Origin of the sequence: Rhabdothermincola salaria, from assembly GCF_021246445.1 — a bacterium.
Classification (GTDB): domain Bacteria; phylum Actinomycetota; class Acidimicrobiia; order Acidimicrobiales; family Acidimicrobilacustridaceae; genus Rhabdothermincola_A; species Rhabdothermincola_A salaria.
Map to the genome: position 1 here is coordinate 789,140 of NZ_JAJQXW010000002.1, position 20,977 is coordinate 810,116.

At 73.2% G+C, this 20,977-nt stretch carries 23 protein-coding genes; 14 read left to right on the forward strand and 9 right to left on the reverse strand.

Annotated features, from left to right (window positions below; all coding sequences use genetic code 11):
* Window positions 1–65 precede the first annotated feature (65 nt).
* The 4 genes from LUW87_RS12910 to LUW87_RS12925 all read left to right on the forward strand — a co-directional run bounded on the left by LUW87_RS12910 (window position 66) and on the right by LUW87_RS12925 (window position 4,088).
* Window positions 66–1,502: a hypothetical protein gene (locus LUW87_RS12910; protein ID WP_232671586.1), complete on the forward strand. Its 1,437-nt coding sequence runs from the start codon at window positions 66–68 to the stop codon at window positions 1,500–1,502.
* A gap of 161 nt (window positions 1,503–1,663) precedes the next feature.
* Window positions 1,664–1,948: an EthD family reductase gene (locus LUW87_RS12915; RefSeq protein WP_232671587.1), complete on the forward strand. Its 285-nt coding sequence runs from the start codon at window positions 1,664–1,666 to the stop codon at window positions 1,946–1,948.
* A gap of 10 nt (window positions 1,949–1,958) precedes the next feature.
* Complete coding sequence (locus LUW87_RS12920) at window positions 1,959–2,420, forward strand: hypothetical protein (protein WP_232671588.1); 462 nt, start codon at window positions 1,959–1,961, stop codon at window positions 2,418–2,420.
* 24 nt (window positions 2,421–2,444) lie between these two features.
* Window positions 2,445–4,088, forward strand: coding sequence for a protein adenylyltransferase SelO (locus tag LUW87_RS12925; RefSeq protein ID WP_232671589.1), 1,644 nt, complete (start codon window positions 2,445–2,447; stop codon window positions 4,086–4,088).
* Window positions 4,089–4,126: 38 nt separating this feature from the next.
* Here LUW87_RS12925 and LUW87_RS12930 read toward each other — a convergent pair whose 3' ends face one another.
* Complete coding sequence (locus tag LUW87_RS12930) at window positions 4,127–4,534, reverse strand: VOC family protein (protein WP_232671590.1); 408 nt, start codon at window positions 4,532–4,534, stop codon at window positions 4,127–4,129.
* A 135-nt stretch (window positions 4,535–4,669) separates the two neighbouring features.
* Between LUW87_RS12930 and LUW87_RS19325 the strand changes: the two genes are divergently transcribed.
* From LUW87_RS19325 to LUW87_RS12960, 6 genes are all read left to right on the forward strand, one after another.
* The gene (locus tag LUW87_RS19325; RefSeq protein WP_232671591.1) at window positions 4,670–5,374 is read left to right on the forward strand and encodes an acyltransferase; all 705 of its coding nucleotides are present in this window, start codon (window positions 4,670–4,672) and stop codon (window positions 5,372–5,374) included.
* A gap of 106 nt (window positions 5,375–5,480) precedes the next feature.
* A complete protein-coding gene (locus LUW87_RS12940) occupies window positions 5,481–5,813 on the forward strand; it encodes a hypothetical protein (protein WP_232671592.1) in 333 nt (110 codons plus the stop codon).
* A complete protein-coding gene (locus LUW87_RS12945; RefSeq protein ID WP_232671593.1) occupies window positions 5,806–7,329 on the forward strand; it encodes a sensor histidine kinase in 1,524 nt (507 codons plus the stop codon). The genes LUW87_RS12940 and LUW87_RS12945 overlap by 8 nt, the downstream gene beginning before the upstream one ends.
* Window positions 7,326–7,997 carry a response regulator transcription factor gene (locus LUW87_RS12950; protein ID WP_232671594.1) on the forward strand — a complete coding sequence of 224 codons (672 nt, stop codon included), beginning with the start codon at window positions 7,326–7,328 and terminating at the stop codon, window positions 7,995–7,997. Before LUW87_RS12945 ends, LUW87_RS12950 begins: the two co-directional genes overlap by 4 nt.
* A gap of 48 nt (window positions 7,998–8,045) precedes the next feature.
* Window positions 8,046–9,314 (forward strand): phosphotransferase, encoded by a 1,269-nt coding sequence (locus LUW87_RS12955; RefSeq protein ID WP_232671595.1) that lies wholly within the window; start codon window positions 8,046–8,048, stop codon window positions 9,312–9,314.
* 73 nt (window positions 9,315–9,387) lie between these two features.
* Window positions 9,388–9,813 (forward strand): hypothetical protein, encoded by a 426-nt coding sequence (locus LUW87_RS12960; protein ID WP_232671596.1) that lies wholly within the window; start codon window positions 9,388–9,390, stop codon window positions 9,811–9,813.
* Window positions 9,814–9,892: 79 nt separating this feature from the next.
* On the opposite strand, the gene LUW87_RS12965 is transcribed toward LUW87_RS12960, so the two are convergent.
* The 4 genes from LUW87_RS12965 to LUW87_RS12980 are packed head-to-tail and all read right to left on the reverse strand — an operon-like array spanning window position 9,893 to window position 13,898.
* Window positions 9,893–11,149 (reverse strand): cytochrome P450, encoded by a 1,257-nt coding sequence (locus LUW87_RS12965; RefSeq protein WP_232671597.1) that lies wholly within the window; start codon window positions 11,147–11,149, stop codon window positions 9,893–9,895.
* Between the two features lie 55 nt (window positions 11,150–11,204).
* Entirely contained in the window at window positions 11,205–11,837 is a 633-nt protein-coding gene (locus LUW87_RS12970; RefSeq protein ID WP_232671598.1) for an arsenate reductase/protein-tyrosine-phosphatase family protein, read from the reverse strand.
* The gene (locus LUW87_RS12975) at window positions 11,834–12,469 is read right to left on the reverse strand and encodes a hypothetical protein (RefSeq protein WP_232671599.1); all 636 of its coding nucleotides are present in this window, start codon (window positions 12,467–12,469) and stop codon (window positions 11,834–11,836) included. Before LUW87_RS12975 ends, LUW87_RS12970 begins: the two co-directional genes overlap by 4 nt.
* 13 nt (window positions 12,470–12,482) lie before the next feature.
* Window positions 12,483–13,898: an MFS transporter gene (locus tag LUW87_RS12980; protein ID WP_232671600.1), complete on the reverse strand. Its 1,416-nt coding sequence runs from the start codon at window positions 13,896–13,898 to the stop codon at window positions 12,483–12,485.
* A gap of 119 nt (window positions 13,899–14,017) precedes the next feature.
* Here LUW87_RS12980 and LUW87_RS12985 point away from each other — a divergent pair, with 119 nt between their 5' ends.
* From LUW87_RS12985 to LUW87_RS12995, 3 genes are read left to right on the forward strand one after another with little or no spacing between them, the layout of a single operon-like run.
* Window positions 14,018–14,686 (forward strand): SDR family oxidoreductase, encoded by a 669-nt coding sequence (locus LUW87_RS12985; protein WP_232671601.1) that lies wholly within the window; start codon window positions 14,018–14,020, stop codon window positions 14,684–14,686.
* Complete coding sequence (locus tag LUW87_RS12990; RefSeq protein ID WP_232671602.1) at window positions 14,683–15,522, forward strand: SDR family NAD(P)-dependent oxidoreductase; 840 nt, start codon at window positions 14,683–14,685, stop codon at window positions 15,520–15,522. Before LUW87_RS12985 ends, LUW87_RS12990 begins: the two co-directional genes overlap by 4 nt.
* A 25-nt stretch (window positions 15,523–15,547) precedes the next feature.
* A complete protein-coding gene (locus LUW87_RS12995; RefSeq protein ID WP_232671603.1) occupies window positions 15,548–16,189 on the forward strand; it encodes a TetR/AcrR family transcriptional regulator in 642 nt (213 codons plus the stop codon).
* A 25-nt stretch (window positions 16,190–16,214) separates the two neighbouring features.
* Here the strand turns inward: LUW87_RS12995 and LUW87_RS13000 are convergent, their stop codons facing one another.
* On the reverse strand, window positions 16,215–17,063 hold the full coding sequence (locus LUW87_RS13000) for an SDR family NAD(P)-dependent oxidoreductase (protein WP_232671604.1): 849 nt from the start codon (window positions 17,061–17,063) through the stop codon (window positions 16,215–16,217).
* A gap of 84 nt (window positions 17,064–17,147) precedes the next feature.
* Window positions 17,148–17,978 (reverse strand): SDR family NAD(P)-dependent oxidoreductase, encoded by an 831-nt coding sequence (locus LUW87_RS13005; RefSeq protein ID WP_232671605.1) that lies wholly within the window; start codon window positions 17,976–17,978, stop codon window positions 17,148–17,150.
* An 18-nt stretch (window positions 17,979–17,996) separates the two neighbouring features.
* On the opposite strand from LUW87_RS13005, the gene LUW87_RS13010 reads away from it, so the two are divergent.
* Window positions 17,997–18,908: an LLM class flavin-dependent oxidoreductase gene (locus LUW87_RS13010; protein WP_232671606.1), complete on the forward strand. Its 912-nt coding sequence runs from the start codon at window positions 17,997–17,999 to the stop codon at window positions 18,906–18,908.
* Between the two features lie 17 nt (window positions 18,909–18,925).
* Here the strand turns inward: LUW87_RS13010 and LUW87_RS13015 are convergent, their stop codons facing one another.
* Together LUW87_RS13015 and LUW87_RS13020 are read right to left on the reverse strand one after the other, a co-directional pair.
* A complete protein-coding gene (locus LUW87_RS13015) occupies window positions 18,926–20,110 on the reverse strand; it encodes a lysylphosphatidylglycerol synthase domain-containing protein (RefSeq protein WP_232671607.1) in 1,185 nt (394 codons plus the stop codon).
* Window positions 20,107–20,940 (reverse strand): PIG-L deacetylase family protein, encoded by an 834-nt coding sequence (locus tag LUW87_RS13020; RefSeq protein WP_232671608.1) that lies wholly within the window; start codon window positions 20,938–20,940, stop codon window positions 20,107–20,109. Before LUW87_RS13020 ends, LUW87_RS13015 begins: the two co-directional genes overlap by 4 nt.
* Window positions 20,941–20,977: the final 37 nt, after the last annotated feature.

Here is a 20,977-nt window from a genome sequence, read left to right on the forward strand (position 1 = left end):
CGGTCTCTCCCCGCCCGGGCGCGGTCGGCGCGCCGATGACGACGGTGGGCCACCATGGTCGGGTCATGCGTCGAATCCACTGGGTGCCCATTCTCCGACCCTTCCTCCTCGTCGTGCTCGGGTCGGCCGTGCTGGCGGGGTGCACCTCCGGTGGGGACGGTGTGGCGGCGGACCGGGCCGACGACGCCGGCGCGCCGCTCACCTTCGCCGGTGACGTGGGCCTCCTGCACCACACCGACGACGGCCGGGTCGTGCTGCACCTGCGCACCGGGCCGGAGGTCGCGATGGCCCCGGCGACCAGCGGCGACGCCGACGAGGCGAGCCCGGTACGCCCCCAGGACCTGGTGGGGCGGTGGGCCGAGACCGAGAACGACATGGGCGCCCCCGACGCCGTCGTCACCCTGCGCGCCGCCGAGGTGGCCTTCGAGCTGGACGACGCCGAGCTCGAGGCTCACGACGAGGGCTCGGTGTGGGTGTCGGGCGAGCCCGTCGGCGAGCCTCCGCCCGCCACCTTCGACGACTGGTCGCTCTCGGTGGTGCCCGAGGACGAGGGCGCCGTGGCCGTGCCGGCCGCTCGCGACCTCGGCGGGCCGGTGCTCGACCGCGAGGACGACGAGGTGGCGTCGGCCTTGCGAGCGGCGCCGCCGACGCCCTCGATCCTGGGCGTGGGCCTCGCCGGCGAGCCCGAGCCCCCGTCGCGGTTCGTGGCCGACCTCGAGGTCCTCCTTCCGTCCGATGGCCGCTACGAGGTCGACGTCAACACCCCCGGTGTCGCCGACGCCCGCCCGCTCGTCGTGGTGGCCGAGGCGTCCGCCGGCGGGGCTCGGCTGGTCGACGCCGACCCAGCCGAGGCCGTGCGGCTGGTCGACCAGCAGCCGGAGGGCGAAGGGGTGCGCGTCACCGTCGCCGCCGGCCCGTTCGACATCGGCTCGGTGACCCGGGTCTCCGCCCAGGTCCGCCGCCTCGAGGGTGAGGGCGTCGAACGTCGGTGGGAGACCGAGCTCGGCTGCGTGCCCCCGGGCGGTGAGGTCAGGTGGCGCGGCTCCGGGACCGACGAGGTGAAGGCGGCACCCTGTCCGGATCCGTACGGCTGGGTCGTGTCCGTCCCGGTGCTGCCCTCGCTGCGCCCCGACCCGGCGTCCGTCGTCGCCGCCGCCGGGTTCGACGAGCCCGCGCCGTTGGTCACCCGCATCGAGCGTCTCGCCGCCGTCACGGGCGCGGGTCCCGAGTCCACCGTGCCCCGGCGGATCCGCATCAGCGTCCAGGCCGAGTTCGACATCGTCCGTGACGCTCCGGGGGTGCCACCGGTGACGGTGCCGGTGGTGCTGATCGACGCCGACGCCGGTGACCTCGACCCCGGGGCCGTCGCCGCGGCGATCGAGGCCTGGGTCGACCGCAGCGGCGTCGACGTGGCGCGCCTGCGCCTCGACGTGACGGTCAGCTCCACCGATCCGCTGGCCACCCTGCTGGTCGTGCGCGGCGTCGAGCTCCCCTGGGGCTGACCGTCCGGGCCCGGTGGCCGCCGTCGCGTTCCGAGCCGGCCCCGTCGCCGACCCGTGGCCGCAGCCGTGAGCACAGGCGTGTGGGGCACGGCAGACTACGGCGCGGGCGCCCCCGATCACCGGGGACCGACGACCGCCACGACGAGAGGACGACCGCTGCGATGATCCGCCTGAGCGTGCTGTACCCCAAGACCGACGGGGCCACCTTCGACCACGACTACTACCGCGACAGCCACGTGCCGCTGGCCCTGGCCAAGTGGGGGCTCGAGTCCGCCGACATCGACAAGGGCATCGACGGTCCCTACGAAGCCGCCGTCCACTTCACGTTCGAGTCGATGGAGGCCATGGGGGCCGCTCTGGGTGGTGAAGGCACCGCCGAGGTCCAGGGCGACGTGCCCAACTACACGACGATCGCCCCGGTGATGCAGATCAGCGAGATCGTCTGATCGGGTCCCGGTGAGCCGACTCCAGGAGGTCGCCGAGCGCGACGGTTGGCGGTGCTGGCTCTGCGACGAGCCCGTCGACCCCGACATGTCGGTCAACGACCCACGCGGTCCGAGCATCGACAGCCTCACCACCCGGGCCAAGAGCAAGGCCAAGGCCAAGAACCGGGCCGAGGGCGGCGAGGAGCGGCTGGCTCACCGGGGCTGCAACACCCGCAAGGGGGCGGTGGCGGCGGTCGTGCCCTGGTCCGTCGCGCTCTTCCTCGTGGAGCCGGCGCCGATCCTCGCCGCCGTGGAGCGCCTCGAGCGCAAGGGCGGCCGCGAGGTCGTGGCCCGCTGCCCCAGCCAGGCCGACGGCGCCGCCGCCGCGGCCTGGCTGGTGGACCGGCTCTCCCGGCTGCGTCCGGGCTGGCCGGTCATCGCCGAGGTGCAGCCCGGAGGCGGTCAGTTCCTCCTCGTGCTGAGGACGCCGTAGGTCGCGCCGATACCGTCGACGCCCATGACCGTCGCCGCGTCCAACGACGAGACGGCCGCAGGTGGGACCATCACCGACCTCGACCGCCTCGGCTTCGACAACCGCTTCGTGCGCGAGCTCCCCGCCGACCCGGACCCCGAGAACCGGCGGCGCCAGGTGTACGGCGCGGCCTACTCCCTGGTCACCCCCACGCCCGTCGCCGCGCCCCACACCCTGGTCTGGTCCCCCGAGGTCGCCGCCCAGCTCGGGCTGGCGCCCGAGCTGTGCGAGTCCCAGGACTTCGCCGAGGTGTTCTCCGGCAACCGGGTGCCGGCAGGGGCGGAGCCCTTCGCCCAGGCCTACGCCGGGCACCAGTTCGGCAGCTGGGCCGGTCAGCTCGGTGACGGTCGGGCCATCGGTCTCGGTGAGGTGGTCGACATCAGCGGTCGTCACCAGACCCTGCAGCTGAAGGGTGCCGGGCCCACCCCGTACTCGCGCACGGCCGACGGCCGGGCCGTGCTGCGCTCGTCGCTGCGCGAGTACGTGTGCAGCGAGGCCATGGCCCACCTCGGCATCCCCACCACCCGAGCGCTCTCCCTCGTCGTCACGGGTGAGACGGTGGTGCGCGACATGCTCTACGACGGGAACCCCCGCCCGGAGCCGGGCGCGGTGGTCTGCCGGGTGGCGCCGTCGTTCGCCCGGTTCGGCACGTTCCAGCTGGCGGCGTCGCGCAACGAGATCGATCTGCTGCGCCAGCTGGTCGAGTTCACGGTGCGCAACGACTTCCCCGAGCTCGCCGAGGACTGGGGCGCCACCCCGGAGCAGTACGTGCCGGCGTTGCTGGCCGAGGTGTGCGACCGCACCGCGTCGTTGGTCGTCGACTGGATGCGGGTCGGCTTCGTCCACGGCGTGCTGAACACCGACAACATGTCGATCCTGGGGTTGACCATCGACTACGGCCCTTACGGCTGGCTCGAGGACTTCGACCCCGGCTGGACCCCCAACACCACCGATGCCGGCATGCGCCGGTACCGGTTCGGGGCCCAGCCCCAGGTGGTGCACTGGAACCTGCTGCAGCTGGCCAACGCCCTGGCCAACCTGGTCGACGACCCCGGGTCGCTCCAGGATGCCATCGACGGCTACGCCCGGTCCTACAACGATCGCTTCCGCACCATGACCGTGGCTCGCCTCGGGTGGGGTGAGCCGACCGACGGCGACGACGCCCTGCTCGACGGCCTGTGGTCGGTGCTGGTCAGTGCCGAGATCGATCAGGTCCGCTTCCACCGCGACCTGGCCGATGTGCCCGTCGACCCCGCCGTCACCGACGACGAGCTCCTCGCGCCGCTCGCCGCCGCCTGGTACCAACCCGAGCAGCTGACCGGTGACGTCCGCTCGGCGCTGGTCACCTGGCTCCGCGACTGGGCGGGTCGCGCCGCGGCGAGCGGCCTCGGGGAGGGGGAGCGGCGGGCCGCCATGGACCGGCTCAACCCCCTCTACGTGCCTCGCAACTACCTGGCCCAGCAGGCGATCGATGCCGCCGAGCAGGGCGACCTGGCCGAGCTGCACGAGCTGCTCGAGGTGCTGCGCCGCCCCTACGACGACCAGCCCGGCAAGGAGCGCTTCGCCGAGCGTCGGCCGGACTGGGCCCGGACCCGGGTCGGGTGCTCCCAGCTCTCCTGCAGCAGCTGACCCCGGGTCGCCGTCCGGCGGAGCGCCGTGCCGACCTGTCAGGCGAGGGGACGGGCCACGCTGAGCTCGTGCCCCGCCGGGTCGAGGACGTGGAAGTAGCGCTCCCCCCAGGGGGCATCGGCGGGGGTCGTCGACGGCCGATAGCCGGCGGCCACCGCTCGGTCGTGGATGGCATCGACATCGTCGACCCACACGATGGTGCGCCCCCAGACCCGGGCCGGAGGGGCCCACTCGGGGTCGAGCTGGAGGTTGAGATAGGAGGTCGCCCCGACGTGGTAGCTGGTGAAGTCGGTGTCGGGACCTCCGTAGGCCCTCACGAAGCCCAGAGCGTCGTAGAAGGCCACCGACGAGGCCATGTCGGCCGTGGCCAGCGTGACCGCCGACAGCGATCGCACCGGGCCCGCGCCGCCGCCGGTGTCGTCCTCGCCGCTGCCCGTGCTCGCCATGGCTCCACCCTGGCACACCCGGCGCGGCCGGGAGGTCCTCCCCGATGCCGTGCGGCCCTGGGTCTCGACGCCGACCGCGCCGCCGACCCGGCCGCCGGCTTTCGGGGGTGGTGGCCCCTTCGGTAGCGTCGCCGGGTGCCCCTCGCCGACCCCTTGCGCCATGCCGTGGATCGAGTGGCTTCGGCAGCGGTCCAGGGTGGGTGGCGCGTCGCCCGTCGGTTCGGCAAGACCAAGGCCGGCTCCCCCGGGGCGCGGCGTTTCGGCGCGTTCGGCGACGGCAGCTCGTTGGCGTTCCCGCCCGGCGAGGTGATCGGCCCGCAGGCCATCCGCATCGGGGCCCGATGCGCCATCGGGGCCGAGGTCACGTTGGCGGCCGGCTTCCCGGACCAGGTCTTCCCTCCGGTCTGCGACCCGGTCATCACGTTGGGGGACCGGGTGACGATCGGTCGGGGCGGCTTCGTGGTCGGGTTGGCGTCGATCCACCTCGAGGACGACGTGACCATCGCGCCCAACGTCTACATCACCGACCACAACCACACCTACACCGACCTGTGGCTGCCCATCGGCGAGCAGTGGCCCGAGCAGGCCGATGTCCGCATCGGCGCCGGCAGCTGGCTGGGCACCGGTGTCATCGTGCTGCCCGGGGCGCAGATCGGTCGCCACGTCACCGTGGCCGGGGGAGCCGTCGTGCGCGGGGTGGTCCCCGACCACTGCGTGGTCGCCGGAGCCCCGGCCCGGGTGGTGCGGCGCTGGACCGAGGCGGACGGGTGGGTGCCCCCGCTCGCCCGAGAGGTCGAGGTGCCGCCGGGCTGGCCGGTGGGCGTGCCGCCCGAGCGCTGAGCCCTCCCGGCGACCGGGCCCGACCCGGCACGCGGGCCGACCCAGATGAGAGTGTTCTCATCTGGGTCTCATCACCCCTTCCCACCCGGCCGCCAGGATCGCCCAGATGTCCCGTCTCGCTGCCGTCGCCGTCGCGTTGGTCGTGGCCCTCGTGGTCGGCGCGCTCACCATCGTCGCCGGACGGGCCCTCGTGGGGGATCCGGCCCCGGCCGTGGAGCCCATCCACCTGAGCACCACGACCACGGCCCCGCCTCCCCCCGAGGCTGAGGCCGCGCCGCCGCCCACCGAGCCACCTGCGCCCGTGGCGCCGCCGGCCCCGGCCCCCGCTCCCGCCCCTGCGCCGCTACCGCTGCCGGCCTTCCCCAGCGGCGACGACGACGACTTCGACGACGACTTCGACGACGACTTCGACGACGACGGGGATGACGGCGATGACTGAGTGGTGGCGCGCTCAGGTGCGCGCCTTTCGGGGCATCCGCGGACGGGTGCTCATCTGGTTCGTGGGCCTCTTCGCCGTGCTGCTGGTCGTCGGTCTCGTCACCGTTCGCCAGGTCCTGCTGGTCCGTCTCGACGACGAGGTCGAGACGGCGCTGACCCAGGAGGTCGAGGAGCTCCGTCTGCTGTCCCCGGGGGTGAACCCGACGACCGGGGAACCGTTCGGCGACGACGTCACCTCGCTGTTCCAGGTGTTCGTGGAGCGCAACATCCCGGGCCAGGGCGAGATCCTGTTCGGCCTCACCGACGGCCAGGTGGTCGCCGCCAACCCCCTCACCTTGGCCCGCAGCGTCGCCGATGCCGAGCTCTTGTCCACCTGGGAGACGGTGCCCCGGCCCACGTGGGGGGAGACCGCGACCGACCAGGGGACGATGCGCTGGTTGGCCGTGCCCGTCGTGACGGGTGAGCAGGACCGCGGCGTGTTCGCCGTGGCCCAACTGATCGGGCCCCAGCGCGACGACATCAACCAGGAGATCCAGGTCCTGGCGGTGGTGTTGTTCATCGTCTTGGTGCTGGCCTCCGTCCTGGGGTGGTTGGCCGCCGGCCGCGTGCTCGAACCCCTGCGTCGGGTGACGTCCACGGCGAGGGAGATCTCCGACGAAGACCTCTCGGCGCGCATCCCCGTCGAGAGCGACGACGAGGTGGGCGAGCTCACCCGCACGTTCAACGACATGCTCGAACGTCTCGACGAGGCCTTCTCGGGGCAGCGGACCTTCTTCAACGACCTCGGCCACGAGCTGCGCACCCCCATCACCATCGTGCGGGGCCATCTCGAGCTGCTCCCGGACGATCCTGCCGAACGTGCCGACGTGGTCGCCGTGTGCCTCGACGAGCTCGACCGCATGGCGCGCTACGTGGCCGACCTCGTGCTGTTGGCGAAGTCCCAACGTCCCGACTTCCTCGAGGTCCGGCCCGTCGACATCGCCGAGCTGACCGACGGCCTCGAAGCCCGGGCCGTGGCCATCGAACCCGACCGGCGGTGGCGCATCGCCCGGGTGGCTCCGGTCGTCGTCGACGCCGACCCCGACCGCCTCACCCAGGCCATGGTGAACCTCCTGGCCAACGCCGCTCAGCACACGGGCCCGGGCGGGGAGATCCGCTTCGGCTCCGAGGTGGGCGACGGAGAGGTCCACCTCTTCGTGACCGACGACGGCCCCGGAGTGGCGCCCGAGGACCGTCGGACCATCTTCGAGCGCTTCGGCCGAGGATCGGACACCGCCACGCACCGACGCGAGGGGTCGGGCCTCGGCCTGGCGATCGTGGCGGCCATCGCCGAGGCCCACCGTGGCGAGGTGCGCCTCGACAGCCCCCCGGGCCAAGGCGCCACCTTCAGCATCGTCGTGCCCTTCGAGTACGGGGCCGACGACGACGTCGGACCCCAGGTGGTCACGACGAACAGCGTCGTCCTCGACACCCCCCACCAGGTCGACGACGAGACCGAGGAGATCCCCCTGCCATGACCCGCATACTCATCGCCGAGGACGAGGAGCGCATCACCACCTTCCTCGAGCGCGGTCTGAAGACCAACGGCTACTCGACCATGGCCGTCCACACCGGGTTCGAAGCGGTCGAGATGGCTCGTGACGGCGAGTTCGAGCTCCTGATCCTCGACCTCGGCCTGCCCGGGATCGACGGTCAGCAGGTGCTGCGGGCCATGCGGGCCCGGGGCGAGACCATGCCCGTCATCGTCCTCACCGCGCGCGACGCGGTGGAGGACACCGTCGCCGGCTTCGAGGGCGGAGCCGACGACTACGTGACCAAGCCGTTCCGGTTCGAGGAGCTCCTGGCCCGCATCCGGGTCCGCCTCCGTGACGAGACCACGGCCGAGACCACCGTGCTGCGCGTGGGGGACGTGGCGCTCGACATGCTCACCCGGCGGGCCCACGTGGGCGACCGTGTGGTCGAGCTCACCGCCCGGGAGTACGCGCTGGCCGAGACGTTCCTGCGCCATCCCGACCAGGTCCTGAGCCGGGAACAGCTCCTCAGCCACGTGTGGGGGTACGACTTCGCCCCGGAATCGAACGTGGTGGACGTCTACGTGCGCTACCTGCGTCGCAAGCTCGGCGACGGGGTCATCGAGACGGTCAGGGGCATGGGCTATCGGCTCTCGCCGGATCATCGCGCCTGATCCCGAGCGGGGCCCGACCCACGATGAGAGCCTTCTCATCGTGTCCCAATGAAGCTCTCAGCGCTCGCCGCTCGACTGGGGGTCGTGGAGAACAGTGCCCCCCGGCTGCCCGCGGCCGACACCCTGCTCGGTCCCGGCGCCGACGAGATGGTGGCCGTCGCCGTCGAGGCGGGCGGCGGCCGCCTCCTCTCGTTGGCCCGCAACCAGGTCCTGCACCGTCCCGGGCGCGCCCTGACCGTTCGCTTCTCGGCGGAGGTGGCCTGGGCCGGTGACGTGCGCACCCGCGAGACCGTCGTGGCCATGGCCGGAGTCGACGGCCCACCCGAGGGGACCCTCGTGCTGGAGGCGGGTGATGAACGAGTCGGGCTGTTCCGCTACCCCCACGATCCGCTGCTTCCCGGTCTGGTGGCGGCCACCTCGCCCGACGCGGTCGCCGAGCGCATCGGCCACCGGGTGGCCGAGGGCGGCCTCACCGTGGTGGCCTACCGCCCGGCCCGACGAGCCGTCGTGCGAGTGGACCTGGCCGGCGGCGGGCAGCGCTACCTGAAGGTGGTGCCCCCCTCGGAGGCACCGGCCCTGGTCGCCCGCCTCGACCGGCTGGCCGGGGTGGTCCCCGCCCCCCGAGTGCTGTCCCGACACGTCGCCGAGGGGTTGGTGGAGCTCGAGGCCATCCCTGGTCGCACGCTGCGCGATGCCCTCCGGGCCGACCGAGTGGGTCGGGTCACCGCCACCGGCCCGGCCCGTCCTCCCGAGCCGGGCCGTGTGCTCGAGGTGCTCGAGCGACTCGACACCGTCGACGTCACCGATCTGGCCCCTCACTGGACGGTGCCCGAGATGGCGCGCGGCCTCGGCGCCATGCTGAGCGCCGTGTTGCCCACCGAGGCAGAACGCCTGGCCGCGCTCGGCCACGAGCTGGGCCGGGAGGTGCCTCAACGCCAGGTCGCCGTCCACGGAGATCTGCACCCGGCCCAGTTCCTCGTGCAGCGCAGCACCATCACCGGCGTGCTCGACCTCGACGACCTGGGCCCCGGCGCTCGGGTGGACGACCTGGCGACCTTCCTCGGCCACGTCGTGGCCTTCGGCGTCGAGGGGGATCAGCCTCCGGCTCGACGCTACGCCGCCCGCCTGCTCCCGGTCTTCGGAGAGGCGACCGACCCCGACGAGCTGCGACGGCGCACCGCGGCGGTCCTCCTGGGCCTGGCCACCGGCCCGTACCGGGTCCAGCAACCCGACTGGCCCGAAGCGTGCCGTCGCCGCATCGCCCTGGCCGAGCGCTGGGCCCTCGGAGATGTGAGGAGTCTCAGAGAAGCCTCATGACGCCTTCACCCCGGCGAGAGAGAACAGACACCAGAGGCGGACGAGCCGTCTCCCCCCACCACAGGAGCACCCCATGAACAAGAACTGGAAGATCGCCATCGCCAGCGGTGCCGTCGCCGGACTCGCCATCGGCGGGTTCTCGGTCGCCTCGGCCGACGACGGGCCGAGCCTGCCCGACCCCGTCGTGGTCGACACCTCGCCCGTGTCGACCACGGCCACCACTCTCATGGGCGACGATGCCAGCAACTCGGTGTCGGTCCCACCGGTCGAGGTGCCCGCTCCGGCGCCCGCGCCTGCCCCGCCCGCGCCTGCCCCGGCCCCGGCCCCGGCCCCGGCCCCGGCCCCCCAGTGGGACTCGTTCGACTCCCCGGCCCCGGGCCCCGCTCCGGCCCCCGCTCCGGCTCCCGCCCCGTCCTTCGACAGCTGGGACTCGCCCGATGTGGAGTCCTTCGACTCGCCGGCCTCGTTCGACTCGTTCGACTCGTTCGACTCCCCCTGACCCATCCGCCCAGCCGCAGCCGGCCCGTCACCCGCCTCGGGTGGCGGGCCGGGTCGCGTCCGGGCGCCCCCGACGGCGGTCAGCGTCGGAGGCGGACCACCATGCGGCGAATGCCGGTGTGGCGGTTGCTGCGGGTCCACTCGACCGGCTCCACGAGCTCGAGCGCGGAGAAGCGGGGGAGCAGCTCCTCGAACAGCACGCGGATCTCGAGGCGGGCCAGGTTGGCCCCCAGGCAGTAGTGGATGCCGTGCCCGAAGCCCACGTGGGGGTTCGGTGACCGGGTGATGTCGAACGTGTCGGGACGGTCGAAGGCGAGCTCGTCGCGGTTGGCCGAGCCCTCCCAGACCACCACCTTCTCGCCGGGCGCGATCTCGTGGCCCCCCAGCACCGCGGGGCGGGTGGCGGTGCGGCGCTTGGCCGGCGACGGCGTGGTCCAGCGCACGATCTCCTCGACGGCGGTGGGCAGCAGGGCCGGGTCCTCGCGGAGGGCGGTCATCTGGTCGGGGTGGTCGAGCAGGGCCAGCAGCCCGCCGGCGATGGCGTTGCGGGTCGTCTCGGCGCCGGCGCTGAACAACAGCGAGAAGAAGGCGTAGAGCTCCATGTCGCTGAGCCGTGGTGCCTCGGGGTCGTCGAGCTCGGCGTGGACGACGACGGAGAGCAGGTCGTCGCCGGGCTGCGCGCGCTTGGCGGCGATGAGCTCGTTGCCGTAGCGGAACATCTGGGCGCGGGCCTCGTCGGCTCCGACCGGCGCGGTGTCGGAGCGGCGGGCCGATCCCATGTCGAAGGTCGGCTCCACCGCCTCGAACAGCCAGTGCCGGTCCTCTTCGGGCATGCCCAGCAACACGCAGATCATCTGCATGGGGAGCTCGGCCGCCACGTCGGACAGGACGTCGAAGGCCTCGCCGTCGACCACGTCGTCGAGCAGTCCCCGGGTGCGGGCCCGCAGGTCGTCCTCGACACGGCGGATCATGCGTGGCGTCAACCCCGACGTGACCAGTCGCCTGATCCGGGCGTGGCGCGGATCGTCCATCATGTTCAGGACCTGTCCGGCGATGGGCAGATCCTGGATCAGGGTCCCGCCGTAGGGGCGATCGCCGCCGGTCTCCGAGGAGTACGTCACGGGGTCGTGGAGGACCTCCATGGTCTCGGCGTGGGTGGCCACCGACCAGAACCCCTCGTCGTCGGGTGTGTGCTCGGTCGGCGGGTGCCACCAGACCGGGGCGACGCGCCGGTGCCCGGCGAACAGCTCGTGGGGGAAGCCGTCGGCGAAGTTGTCGAGGTCGGTGAGGTCGATGCCGACGAGCTCGCCCGGCACGTCCGAAGCGCGAACGGTCATGGCCCCATCATGGACCAGGGTCCGGTCCGTCGCCGGAGGAGACGGGACGCGCGGGTCAGGCCGTGGGTTGGTGGCGCATCGAACCGACCAGGAGGTCGGCGATGGCCTCGGTGAGGCCGTCGAGGCGTTCCGCAGTGCGGCGGTACACGTCGAGCGGCTCGCCCACGGGGTCGGCCACCTCGTCGGCCAGGCGTCCGGGGGGCCGACCCGGTTCGCGTCGGGCCGCCAGCTCGGTGGTCCAGTCGCGCAGCGGCCGTCCCGGCTCGGGAGGGCCGACCCGCTCGGCCAGGCGGACCACTTCGCCGATGATGAACGCCCGGTCGACGGCGGTGGGGTCGTGGATGAGCGAGCCGCCGACGTGGTCGCGGGTCATGCCCAGCACCAGATCGGCTCCGACGACCATGCCGGCGTCGATGCGGCGGCTCATGTGGTGGTCGAGCGCGATGCCCCGTTCGGCCAGGACGGTCACCGAGTTGGCGGTGGCCGGCCCGCCCCAGCCCAAGGTGCCGGCCGAGTGCACGCGGGCGAGCACGCCGCGCCGGCGCAGGTGGTGGTCGAGCAACGCCATCGCCATGGGCGAGCGGCAGGTGTTGCCCGAGCAGACCATCAAGACGTCGAGGTCGGTGACCTCCAGACCGGCCGCAGGGTCGGAGGGGGTCGGTGACGGGTCGTGGCTGCCGGGGGTCACGGGGTGGCCGTGTGCTCCAGCTCGTAGAGGCCCCAGGCCTCGTCGGGGGTGGCTGCTCCGGGGCGGGGGAGCTCGGTGGGGTCGATCGCCTCGGTGTCGGCGACTTCGGCCACCATCACGTGGTCGCCGTTGGCGGTGCTGATGCGGCGCACGAGGGTGATGCCGTCGAGGGCGGCCACGGCGGCGGCCACGTCGTCGAGGTCGTCGAGCAGGGCCTGGGACTGGCCGGCGGGTCGTTCGGCGGAGAGGAACAGGGTGAGCACGGCCGGCCCGCTCTCGACCAGGGTGTCGTCGACGTCGACTCGGCCAACGGGTCCGAAGCGGCCCACCTCGGTGCCCTCGGAGCGGGCGAAGCGGAGCTCGGGTGCCAGGTCGGCCGGCAGCCCGCTGGAGCTCTGGCGGTAGGCCTCGTAGTCGTCGCTGTGGAGCACGCCGACGTCGTCGAGGTCGTAGACGGTGAGGAAGCGCGGGGGGTCGGTGGCCTCGCTGGCGACCAGCTTGCCGCGACGCACTCGCCGGAAGCCGGGGACGGCGAGGTGCTCGGCGTGGTGCGTGTTGCACCATGACGAGAAGCGCTCGTCGACCTCGGGCTCGAGCCAGGTGTGCAGGTAGAGCAGGCCGGGTTCGGTCACGGGGGGTGCTCCTTCAGCCCTCGAAGGCGGGCATGGTGGTGAGGGCGGACTCGGTCTCGACCTTCTCCTCCGCCGTGGCGCGCTCGGCGTCGGTGGCGGGATGGCGTTGGGAGATGATGAAGGTCGTGGCCACCACGGCGGTCGCGGCGACGCCGATGCCGACGACGTAGAAGGCACCGAAGCCTCCGAGGCTACGCGCCGTGACCGCGACGCTGATGCCGACGGCGCCGCCCAGCTGCGAGGTCATGCGCATGGTGGCCATTCCCACGCCGAAGAACTCCGGGGCCAGGGCGTTCCCGGCGGCCGACGCGGTGGCCGGGCGGAGCATGCCGTGCGACAGACCCATGACGACCAGTCCACCGACGAAGACGCCCAGCAGCTCGAAGCTGTAGCCGACGAGGAACAAGGCCATGGCGGCGGTCATGGCGGCCGCCCCGAGGATGGCCCCGGCCCGTTCGCCGAACCGGACGGCGAAGCGGCCACCGACGGGTGAGCCGGCGGCCATGCCGAGGGGGAGGGGGAGCATCAACATGGCCGTGCGGGCCACGGTCGTGTCGAACACCTCGGTCAGCAGCAGGGGCGCGATGAAGAAGGCGCCGTTGCCGGCGACCTGGGCGAACAGCTCGGCGATCAGGGGGGCGGTGTAGCGGCGCGAGCGGAGCAGGTCGAGCGGGAGCAGGGGGTCGGTGGTGCGCCGTTCGGCCCGGATGAAGAGGACGGTGGCGACGGGGAAGACGAGCCCGGTGATGAGCAGCGAGGGGTGCCCCCACCCCCACTCGGAGGCCCGGTCGAAGAAGAACAGCACCGACCCGCTGGCGATCATCAACGACACCCCGCCGGCGACGTCGAAGCGGACCCGCTTGGCGAGCGCGGTCTCCTCGAGCCAGCTGCGGCAGATCGGGAAGAACGCGGCGGCCGCCACGAACTGCAGCACGAACACGCCACGCCACCCCACCGCGGCGATGAGGGGACCGCCGAACAGCAGGCCGAGCGCCGGTGACCCGGCGGTCACGAACGACCAGAGGCCCAGCGCCCGGGGACGGTCGGTCGGCTGGAAGGCCGCCATGATGAGCGCGATCGCGGTCGGCATGGTGGCCACACCGGCGGTCTGGCTGAGGGTGCGGAAGAAGATCAGCGACCAGGCGTCCCAGGCGACGGCGGTCAGCCCGGCGGTGATGATGCTGAGCCCGAGGCCCCACAGGAAGACCTTGCGGTGGCCGTGCAGGTCGCCGAGGCGGCCGAAGGTGGGCAGCAGCACCGACGAGATGAGCAGCGGCAGGGTGATGACCCAGGCCAGGGTGGATGCGCTGGTGTCGAGGTCGTCGGCGATGGCCGGCAGGGCGGCGATGAGGATGACCGACGGCCAGGCGGTGACGAAGACACCCATGAGCGTCGAGCGCAGGGTGCGTCGTTGCTGGCGGGCGTCCACCGGGTCATCCTAGGGCAGTTGCCCCTAACGCCCATTTGGGCTCGGGGCGGCTCGGGCCCGTCGCCCGCGCCAGACTGCGAGGATGGAATCGATGGGGGCACACACCGGAGGGTCGACTCGTGGCGGCTGACGAGAGGGGACCGACCATCGTCGTCGGATCGACCGCCGCTGCCGAGGGCCTGGCCGAACGCCTCACCTCGAGAGGCGAGACGGTGGGGCGCATCGATCCCTGCGCGGCGATGAGCCCGGGCGCCGCCTTCGATGTGGTCGTCGACGAGCTCGGGGCCCCGGCTTCGGTGGTGCTGGCCCACCTCGATCCGGCCGCGGCCGTGGCCCGCCCGCTCGTCGAGCACTCCGACGAGCAATGGGACGGCGCCGGTGAGCGATCGGTGCGAGTGGCGTTGCAGGTGCTCCAGCACGCCCACCACCACCTGCCCGACGGGGGGACCGTCGTGGTCGTCCTGCCCTCCGTGGCCGCCATCGGCGTGCCCGGCCTGGTGCCCATGTGCACCGCGGTCGAGTCCATCCGGCTCATGGCCAAGGTGGCCGCCCGCCGCTGGGGCGCCCGCGGCATCACGGTGAACGTGGTGCTCGTGCCCCTCGACGCCTTCCTCGGCGATCTCGCCCCCGAAGGAGCCCACGTGCCGTCGCTCGGCCCCGCCTCGCTGTCGGGCCACGATCCCCTCGACGACGCCGCCGCCCTGGCGGCCATGCTCGGCGGCCCGGACGGGCGAGCCCTCACCGGCGCCACCCTGGGGGCCGACGCCGGGACGGTGATGCAGCCATGAGCCCCGACGAGGTCGCCCCCGTCGACCCCGACTCCGGCGCCGCCCCCAGCCCCACCGAGCTCGGCATCGACGGCCTGCTCGACGGCCGGGTGGTGCTCGTCACCGGCGCGGCGGCCGGCGTGGGCCGAGGGGTGGCCCTGGCCGCCGCCGCGGCCGGGGCCACGGTCGGTCTCGGCGTGCGCCGGCCCGAGGGCGGCGAGGCGGTCGCGGCCGAGATCGCCACCCTCGGGGGACCCCCGGCGATGGTCCTGCGCGGCGACGTCACCGACCCCGACCAGGTGCGAGGCTCGGTCGAGGACCTGGTCGCGGCCCACGGCCGCCTCGACGCCGTGGTCCACAACGCCACCAGCAACCGCTCGAGCGAGCCGGTCGAGCTCGAGACGGCCTCGCTCGACCTCTGGCAGGAGCACGCCTCGGTGGCGCTCACCGCCGCCTTCCGCCTGGCTCGGGTCGCCCACCCCCATCTGGCCCGCTCCCGCGGTGCCTACCTGTTGATGGTCTCGCCGGCCGGCATCGACGGCTCGGGTCCGCTCGGCTTCTACAGCATGGTGAAGGCCGGCCAGCGGGGGTTCGTGAAGGCCCTGGCCCGCGAGTGGGGCCCCGACGGCATCCGGGTCAACGGCGTGGCCCCACTGGCCGTCACCCCGGCGCTCGAGAACCGCTTCACCGTCGACCCGTCCATGCACGAGCGCCTCCGGGCCCTGATCCCCCTGGGCTGGTTCGGCGATCCCGCCGCCGACATCGGGCCTCCGTCGGTGTTCCTGTGCAGCGACGCCGCGCGCTACGTCACCGGACAGACCCTCGTGGTCAGCGGCGGCCGCTTCACCGGCCTGTGAACCTGACGCCCGTTAGGCTGCGGTGGTGAGCGCCGCTTCGACCACGTCCGGTGCCCGGGGTCGGGGACGCAGCGGCGCGGCGGGGGCCAACGTCTCGGACCGGCGGGCCGAGATCCTGGCCACCGCGGCCGAGATCTTCGCTCGCAAGGGCTACGTCAACGCCACGGTCCGAGAGATCGCCGACGCCTCCGGCATCCTCGCCGGCAGCTTGTACCACCACTTCGAGTCCAAGGAGGCCATGGTCGACGAGATCCTGTCGACCTTCCTCACCACGCTCGTGGGCCGGTACGAGGCGGTCATCGCCGCCGGCGACGACGTCGAGTCGACGCTTCGCACCCTCGTGCACGTCCAGTTCGAAGGCCTCATCGAGAACCGGGCGGCCATCACCCTGGCCAACAACGACAGCTACTACCTCCAGCAGATCCCCCGGTTCGCCTATCTGCAGGAGACCGGTGCCCACATCGCCCGGTTGTGGGTCGGGGTGCTGCAGCGCGGTGTCGACGAGGGCGTGTTCCGGGCCGACGTCGATCCCGAGATGGTCTGGGTGTTCATCAAGGGCGCCATCTGGGCCACGGTGCAGTACCTGAGCGACGGTGGCCCCACGGCCAGCCAGACGATCGCGGACTCGTACCTGGCGGTCCTCTTCGACGGCGTGAAGGCGACCTGAGCCCGCCGCTCGGGCGGACCCTGTCTCAGCTCCGCCCGGTGAGGCGGTCCCGCAGCTCCTGGTTGTGCACGAACACGGGAAGCTCGTCGGCGTCGTTGACCGCCGGGCGCACCGACGTGCCGCCGTCGACGGCGAGGCACTGGCCGGTGACGTAGCCGGCCTGCTCCGAGAGCAGGAAGAGGGTGGAAGCGGCGATGTCGTCGGCCGTGCCTCGGCGGCGCATGGGGATGACCAGCAGGTCGTCGCCGTCGGTGTCGCCGGGTGCGCGGGTGGAGGCGCTCTTGGGGGTGGCGATCGATCCGGGGGCGACCGCGTTGACCCGGATGTCGTGGCGGCCCCACTCGACGGCCAGCGTGCGGGTCAGCGACAGCACGGCGGCCTTGGCGGCGGCGTAGGCCCCGGCGTAGGGCATGGCGTTGAGGGCGGCGACCGTGGCGATGTGCACGATGGCGCCACCCTCGCCCTGCTCGACGAGCCGGGTGCCGATGGCCCGCGTGGCGTTGACGGTGACCCCGAAGTTGAGGGCCATGACGTCGTCGAAGGCGGGGTCGTCGCTGGCGAACGGCGCCCACTGCGGTGGCCACATGCCGCCGGCCACCTGGACCCCGCCGTGGAGCGGGCCGAGGGCGCCGGCTCGGGCCACGACGTCGGCCACGGCGTCGCGGTCACGTCCGTCGGCCACGATGCCCAGGTGCTCGGAGCCGTCGGCGGCCAGCGCGTCGGTGGCCAGCCGCAGCTTGTCGGCGTCGACGTCGACGGCCACGACGGTGGCCCCGGCTCGACCGACGTGACGGGCGATGGCGGTGCCGATGCCCCCGCCGCCGGCGCCGACCACGACCACGACCTTGCCCGAGATCCCCCAGATGTCGTCCATGGGCGCCGAACCTACCGTGGGTCGGGCTCGGGGGCGGCCGGCGGGGGACGATCGGCCCGGCGGTCGAGGCCGGTCAGCTCGTGGCTACAGGGAGTCGCGGACGTCGGCGGTGGTGTCGTCGGGGCGGTGCCATCCGCCCGCGGCCCAGTTGCCCCCGTCGACGTGGATGGTGGTCCCCGTGATCAACCTCGACAGCGGGCTGGCGAGGAACAGCGCGGCGGCCGCCGAGTCCTCGGGGGTGCCGAAGAACCCCAGCGGTGGCACGTAGGCGGGGAGGAACTCGGGCTCGCTGGCGAGCATGGCGTCGCGCGCCCCTTTCTCGCCGCCGCTCGGCTGGGCGTCGGACGCGATGTTGTTGACGCGGATCCGACGACTCCCGAACTCGAGGGCCAGGGACTTCGAGAGGCTCGACACGGCCGTCTTCATGGCGGCGTACACGGCGAAGCCGGGCCCGGCCTGGTGGGCCTCGATCGAGGTGAGGTTGATGATCGAGCCGCCGTCGGTCATGTGGGGCACGACGGCGCGGATGAAGTGGGTGACCTGCCCGAAGTTCTCGGCCACGAGGGACGCCTCACCCTTGGCCGACACGTCGAGGAAGGAGCTCACGAAGGTGCCCCCGGCGTTGTTGACCAGCACGTCGACGTGGCCGAAGCGCTCGACGGTGGCGGCCACGTGGGCGTCGACCGCCTCGCTGTCGCGCACGTCGAGCACGTCGGCGTGCACGTCGGCCCCCAGCTCCCGGAGCCCGGCGACGGTGTCGGCCAGTCCGTCGGCGTCGCGGTCGCACACCGACAGCGATGCCCCGCACCGGGCGAAGAGGCGGGCGGTCGCCTCACCGATGCCCTGGGCCGCGCCGGTGACGACGGCGACCTTGTCGGTGAGCAGGATCGAGTTCGCGTCGAAGAGGTCCCCCATGGCGGTCAGACTACGCACATGCGCCTGTGCATCTGGCCCCTCGCCCAGCAGCCCTGGTCGTCGGTCCTCGAGACCGCCGCCCACGCCGACGTCACCGGCTGGGACGGCGTCTACGTCGCCGACCACTTCATGGGCGACGGGGTGCAGTTCGGCGCCGAGGACGGCCCCACCTGGGAGGCCACCGCCACCGTGGCCGCGCTGGCCGCCGTCACCGAGCGGGTACGGGTCGGCACGCTCGTGCTGTCGGCCACCTACCGCCACCCCGCGGTCGTCGCCAAGTGGGCCGGCACGGTCGACCACCTCAGCTCGGGCCGCCTCACGCTGGGTCTCGGAGCCGGCTGGCAGCGCAACGAGCACGAGCAGTACGGCATCGAGCTCCCGTCGCCGGGAGACCGGGTGCGCCTGCTCGACGAGACCTGCGCCGCCATCACGGGTCTGCTCCGCGACGAGCGCACGTCCGTGACCGGCCGCTTCGTGACCCTCACCGACGCGGTGGCCGAGCCCAAGCCCGTCCAACCCCGCCTGCCTCTGCTCGTCGGCGCCAAGGGCGACCGCATGCTGGGAGTGGTGGCGCGCCACGCCGACGTGTGGAACACGTGGGCCCTGCCCGACGCCCTGCGGGCCCGGTCGACGGTCCTCGACGAGCGGTGCGAGGCCCTCGGCCGTGACCCGGCCGGGGTGCAACGCAGCGTTCAGGCGCTGGTGAAGCTCACCGACGACCGGTCCGAGGCTCGGGCCTTCGTGGAGCGGTCCGCCCCCCGGGCCGCGTTCGCCGGTCCGGCGACGGCCTTCGCCGACCTGGTGGGGGACTGGGGTGCCGCCGGCGTCGCCGAGGTCGTCGTCCCCGACCTCCACCTCGGAGCGGGTCCGGCCCGCCGCCAGGCCATGGACGAGCTGCTGACCGCGGTGCGGGCCGCGACGGACGGCTGATCAGCCGCCGAGTCCGATCAGGGGCCGGGGGCACCGACCGCCTCGGGGGTCTCCGTCCTCGAGCGCGGTGGGCGACGCCAGGAACGTCGGGTCGTCCACGTGAGCCAGCCGACCGCACCGAGCGGGATCTCGGCGAGGTAGGTGAAGCCCCGGAAGCAGAAGACCGCCGCGGTGGAGCCGGCGGCCCCGCCACCGAAGCCGATGAGGGCGGCGACCGCGCCGGCCTCCACGAACCCCACCCCGCTGGGGGTGAGCGGGATGGTCTCGAGCAGGCGGGCGAAGGCGAAGGCGGCGAACACCTGGGCCCAGCCGAGCTCGGCGTTGTCGACGCCGATGGCCCGCACGCAGCCGAGCAGCAGCAGGTACTGGGTGAGGTTGTAGGCCAGCATCCAGAGGGTCAGCGGCAGCCAACGGGTCCGCAACAGACCGATGCTGCGGTGGCGGAACTCGACGACGGCCACGGCCACGTCGGGCGCGGACGAGCGGCGCAGCCGTCGAGCCACCGGGGTGGCCAGCCGCTGGCCCAGCTCACCGATGCGCACCGCCAGAGGTTCGCTGCGCAGGATCAGCACGAGCACGGTGACCGCGGCGACGAGGACGGCGAGGCCGAGCACCGTGGGTACGAGGAGGCTGCGGGTGTGGCCGCTCGAGAGCCCCATCCCGACCAGCAGGGCGAGGGCCACCAGGGGCAGGCCGAGCTTGGCGAAGACGTTCCAGATGCCCGACACCAGGATCGACAGGGTGATCGACGTCATGCGGAAGCCCCACGAGAGGCAGATGGCGTAGGTGGCGCCCACCCCGACGGCACCACCGAAGGGCACCACGTTGGAGACGGCGCTGCCGGCGAAGTTGACCGTGAGGGCCTGAGGGTGGGTGAGGCCGGGCAGAGACGTCGTGAGCACGCCGGTGTAGAGCAACATGGAGGTGATCCACACCGCGGTGAGGCCCGCCACCTGCAGCCAGGTGAGCCGGTCGAGCTCGCGCCAGATCTCGGAGTAGTGGGCGTCGCTCACCGCCGGGATCACGAAGGTGAAGAACACGGCCACGACGGTGAGCGAGACCAGGGCCTCGACCACCCGGCGGCGGGTCGACTTGCGGTGCAGCTCGTGCTCGACGACGGCGATGGCGTCGGTGCGGTCGATGTCGATCGCCTGGCCGATGTCGGGGTCCTCGTCGTCCCCGGAGTGGGGGGAGGGGCTCACGACGGGCCCGGCTCCGAGGGGTCGGGGAACAGCCACGGGGCTCGTGGCTCGGTGGGACGGCCCCGGGCCACGAACCACTCGGTGCCGAAGGCCAGGGCGAAGATCTCGTCGGGCAGACCGAGGAAGACGGCCAGGGTGCGCACGGTGTCCGGCGCCCCGGTGGTCTGGCTGGCGTGGGCCTCCATCGACGCCCGCTTGGCGGGCAGGTCGGCGGCGACGTCGACGGCATGGGTGATCTCCGCCGCCGGCGTGTACCACGACGAGACGTCCGGAGGGACGAAGCCGGACGGGACCTCGACGCCCATCTGCTCGGCAAGGGCGATGCCCCCCGAGAGGAACTCGCGGTCGATCGTCGCCTCGAAGAAGGCCACGCCCGTCCGGGCGGCCGCCCGGACGGCCACCTCGTGCACCCGGCGATGGTCGGGGTGCCCGTAGCCACCGTTGCGGTCGTCGGCGACGAGGAGGTCGGCCCCCTCGGTCTCGAGCACCTCCGCCAGTCGGGCGGCGACCTCGTCGACGTGCGCCGCGCAGAGCGAGCCCTCCGGCCAGCGGCCCTCGGTGTCGGAGGCCAGGCCCGAGTCGGCGTAGCCGAGGAACACCAGGTCGGCCCCGAGGGCGGCGGCGGACCGGCCCGCCTCGGCGCTGCGGAGGGCGGCCAGGTCCTCGTCCCCGCCGAGCACTCCTTCGGCGACGGTGCCGACCTCACCCCGGGTGGCCAGCACCAGCACCACCCGGTGGCCCTCGCGCACCGCTCGGGCCAGGGTGCCGGCGGTGAGCAACGCCTCGTCGTCCGGGTGGGCGTGGAAGGCCACGAGCGTGCGAGCGGTCACCGCCCCCATTGTGGCAGGGCGGGGGGAGGGCGCCGAG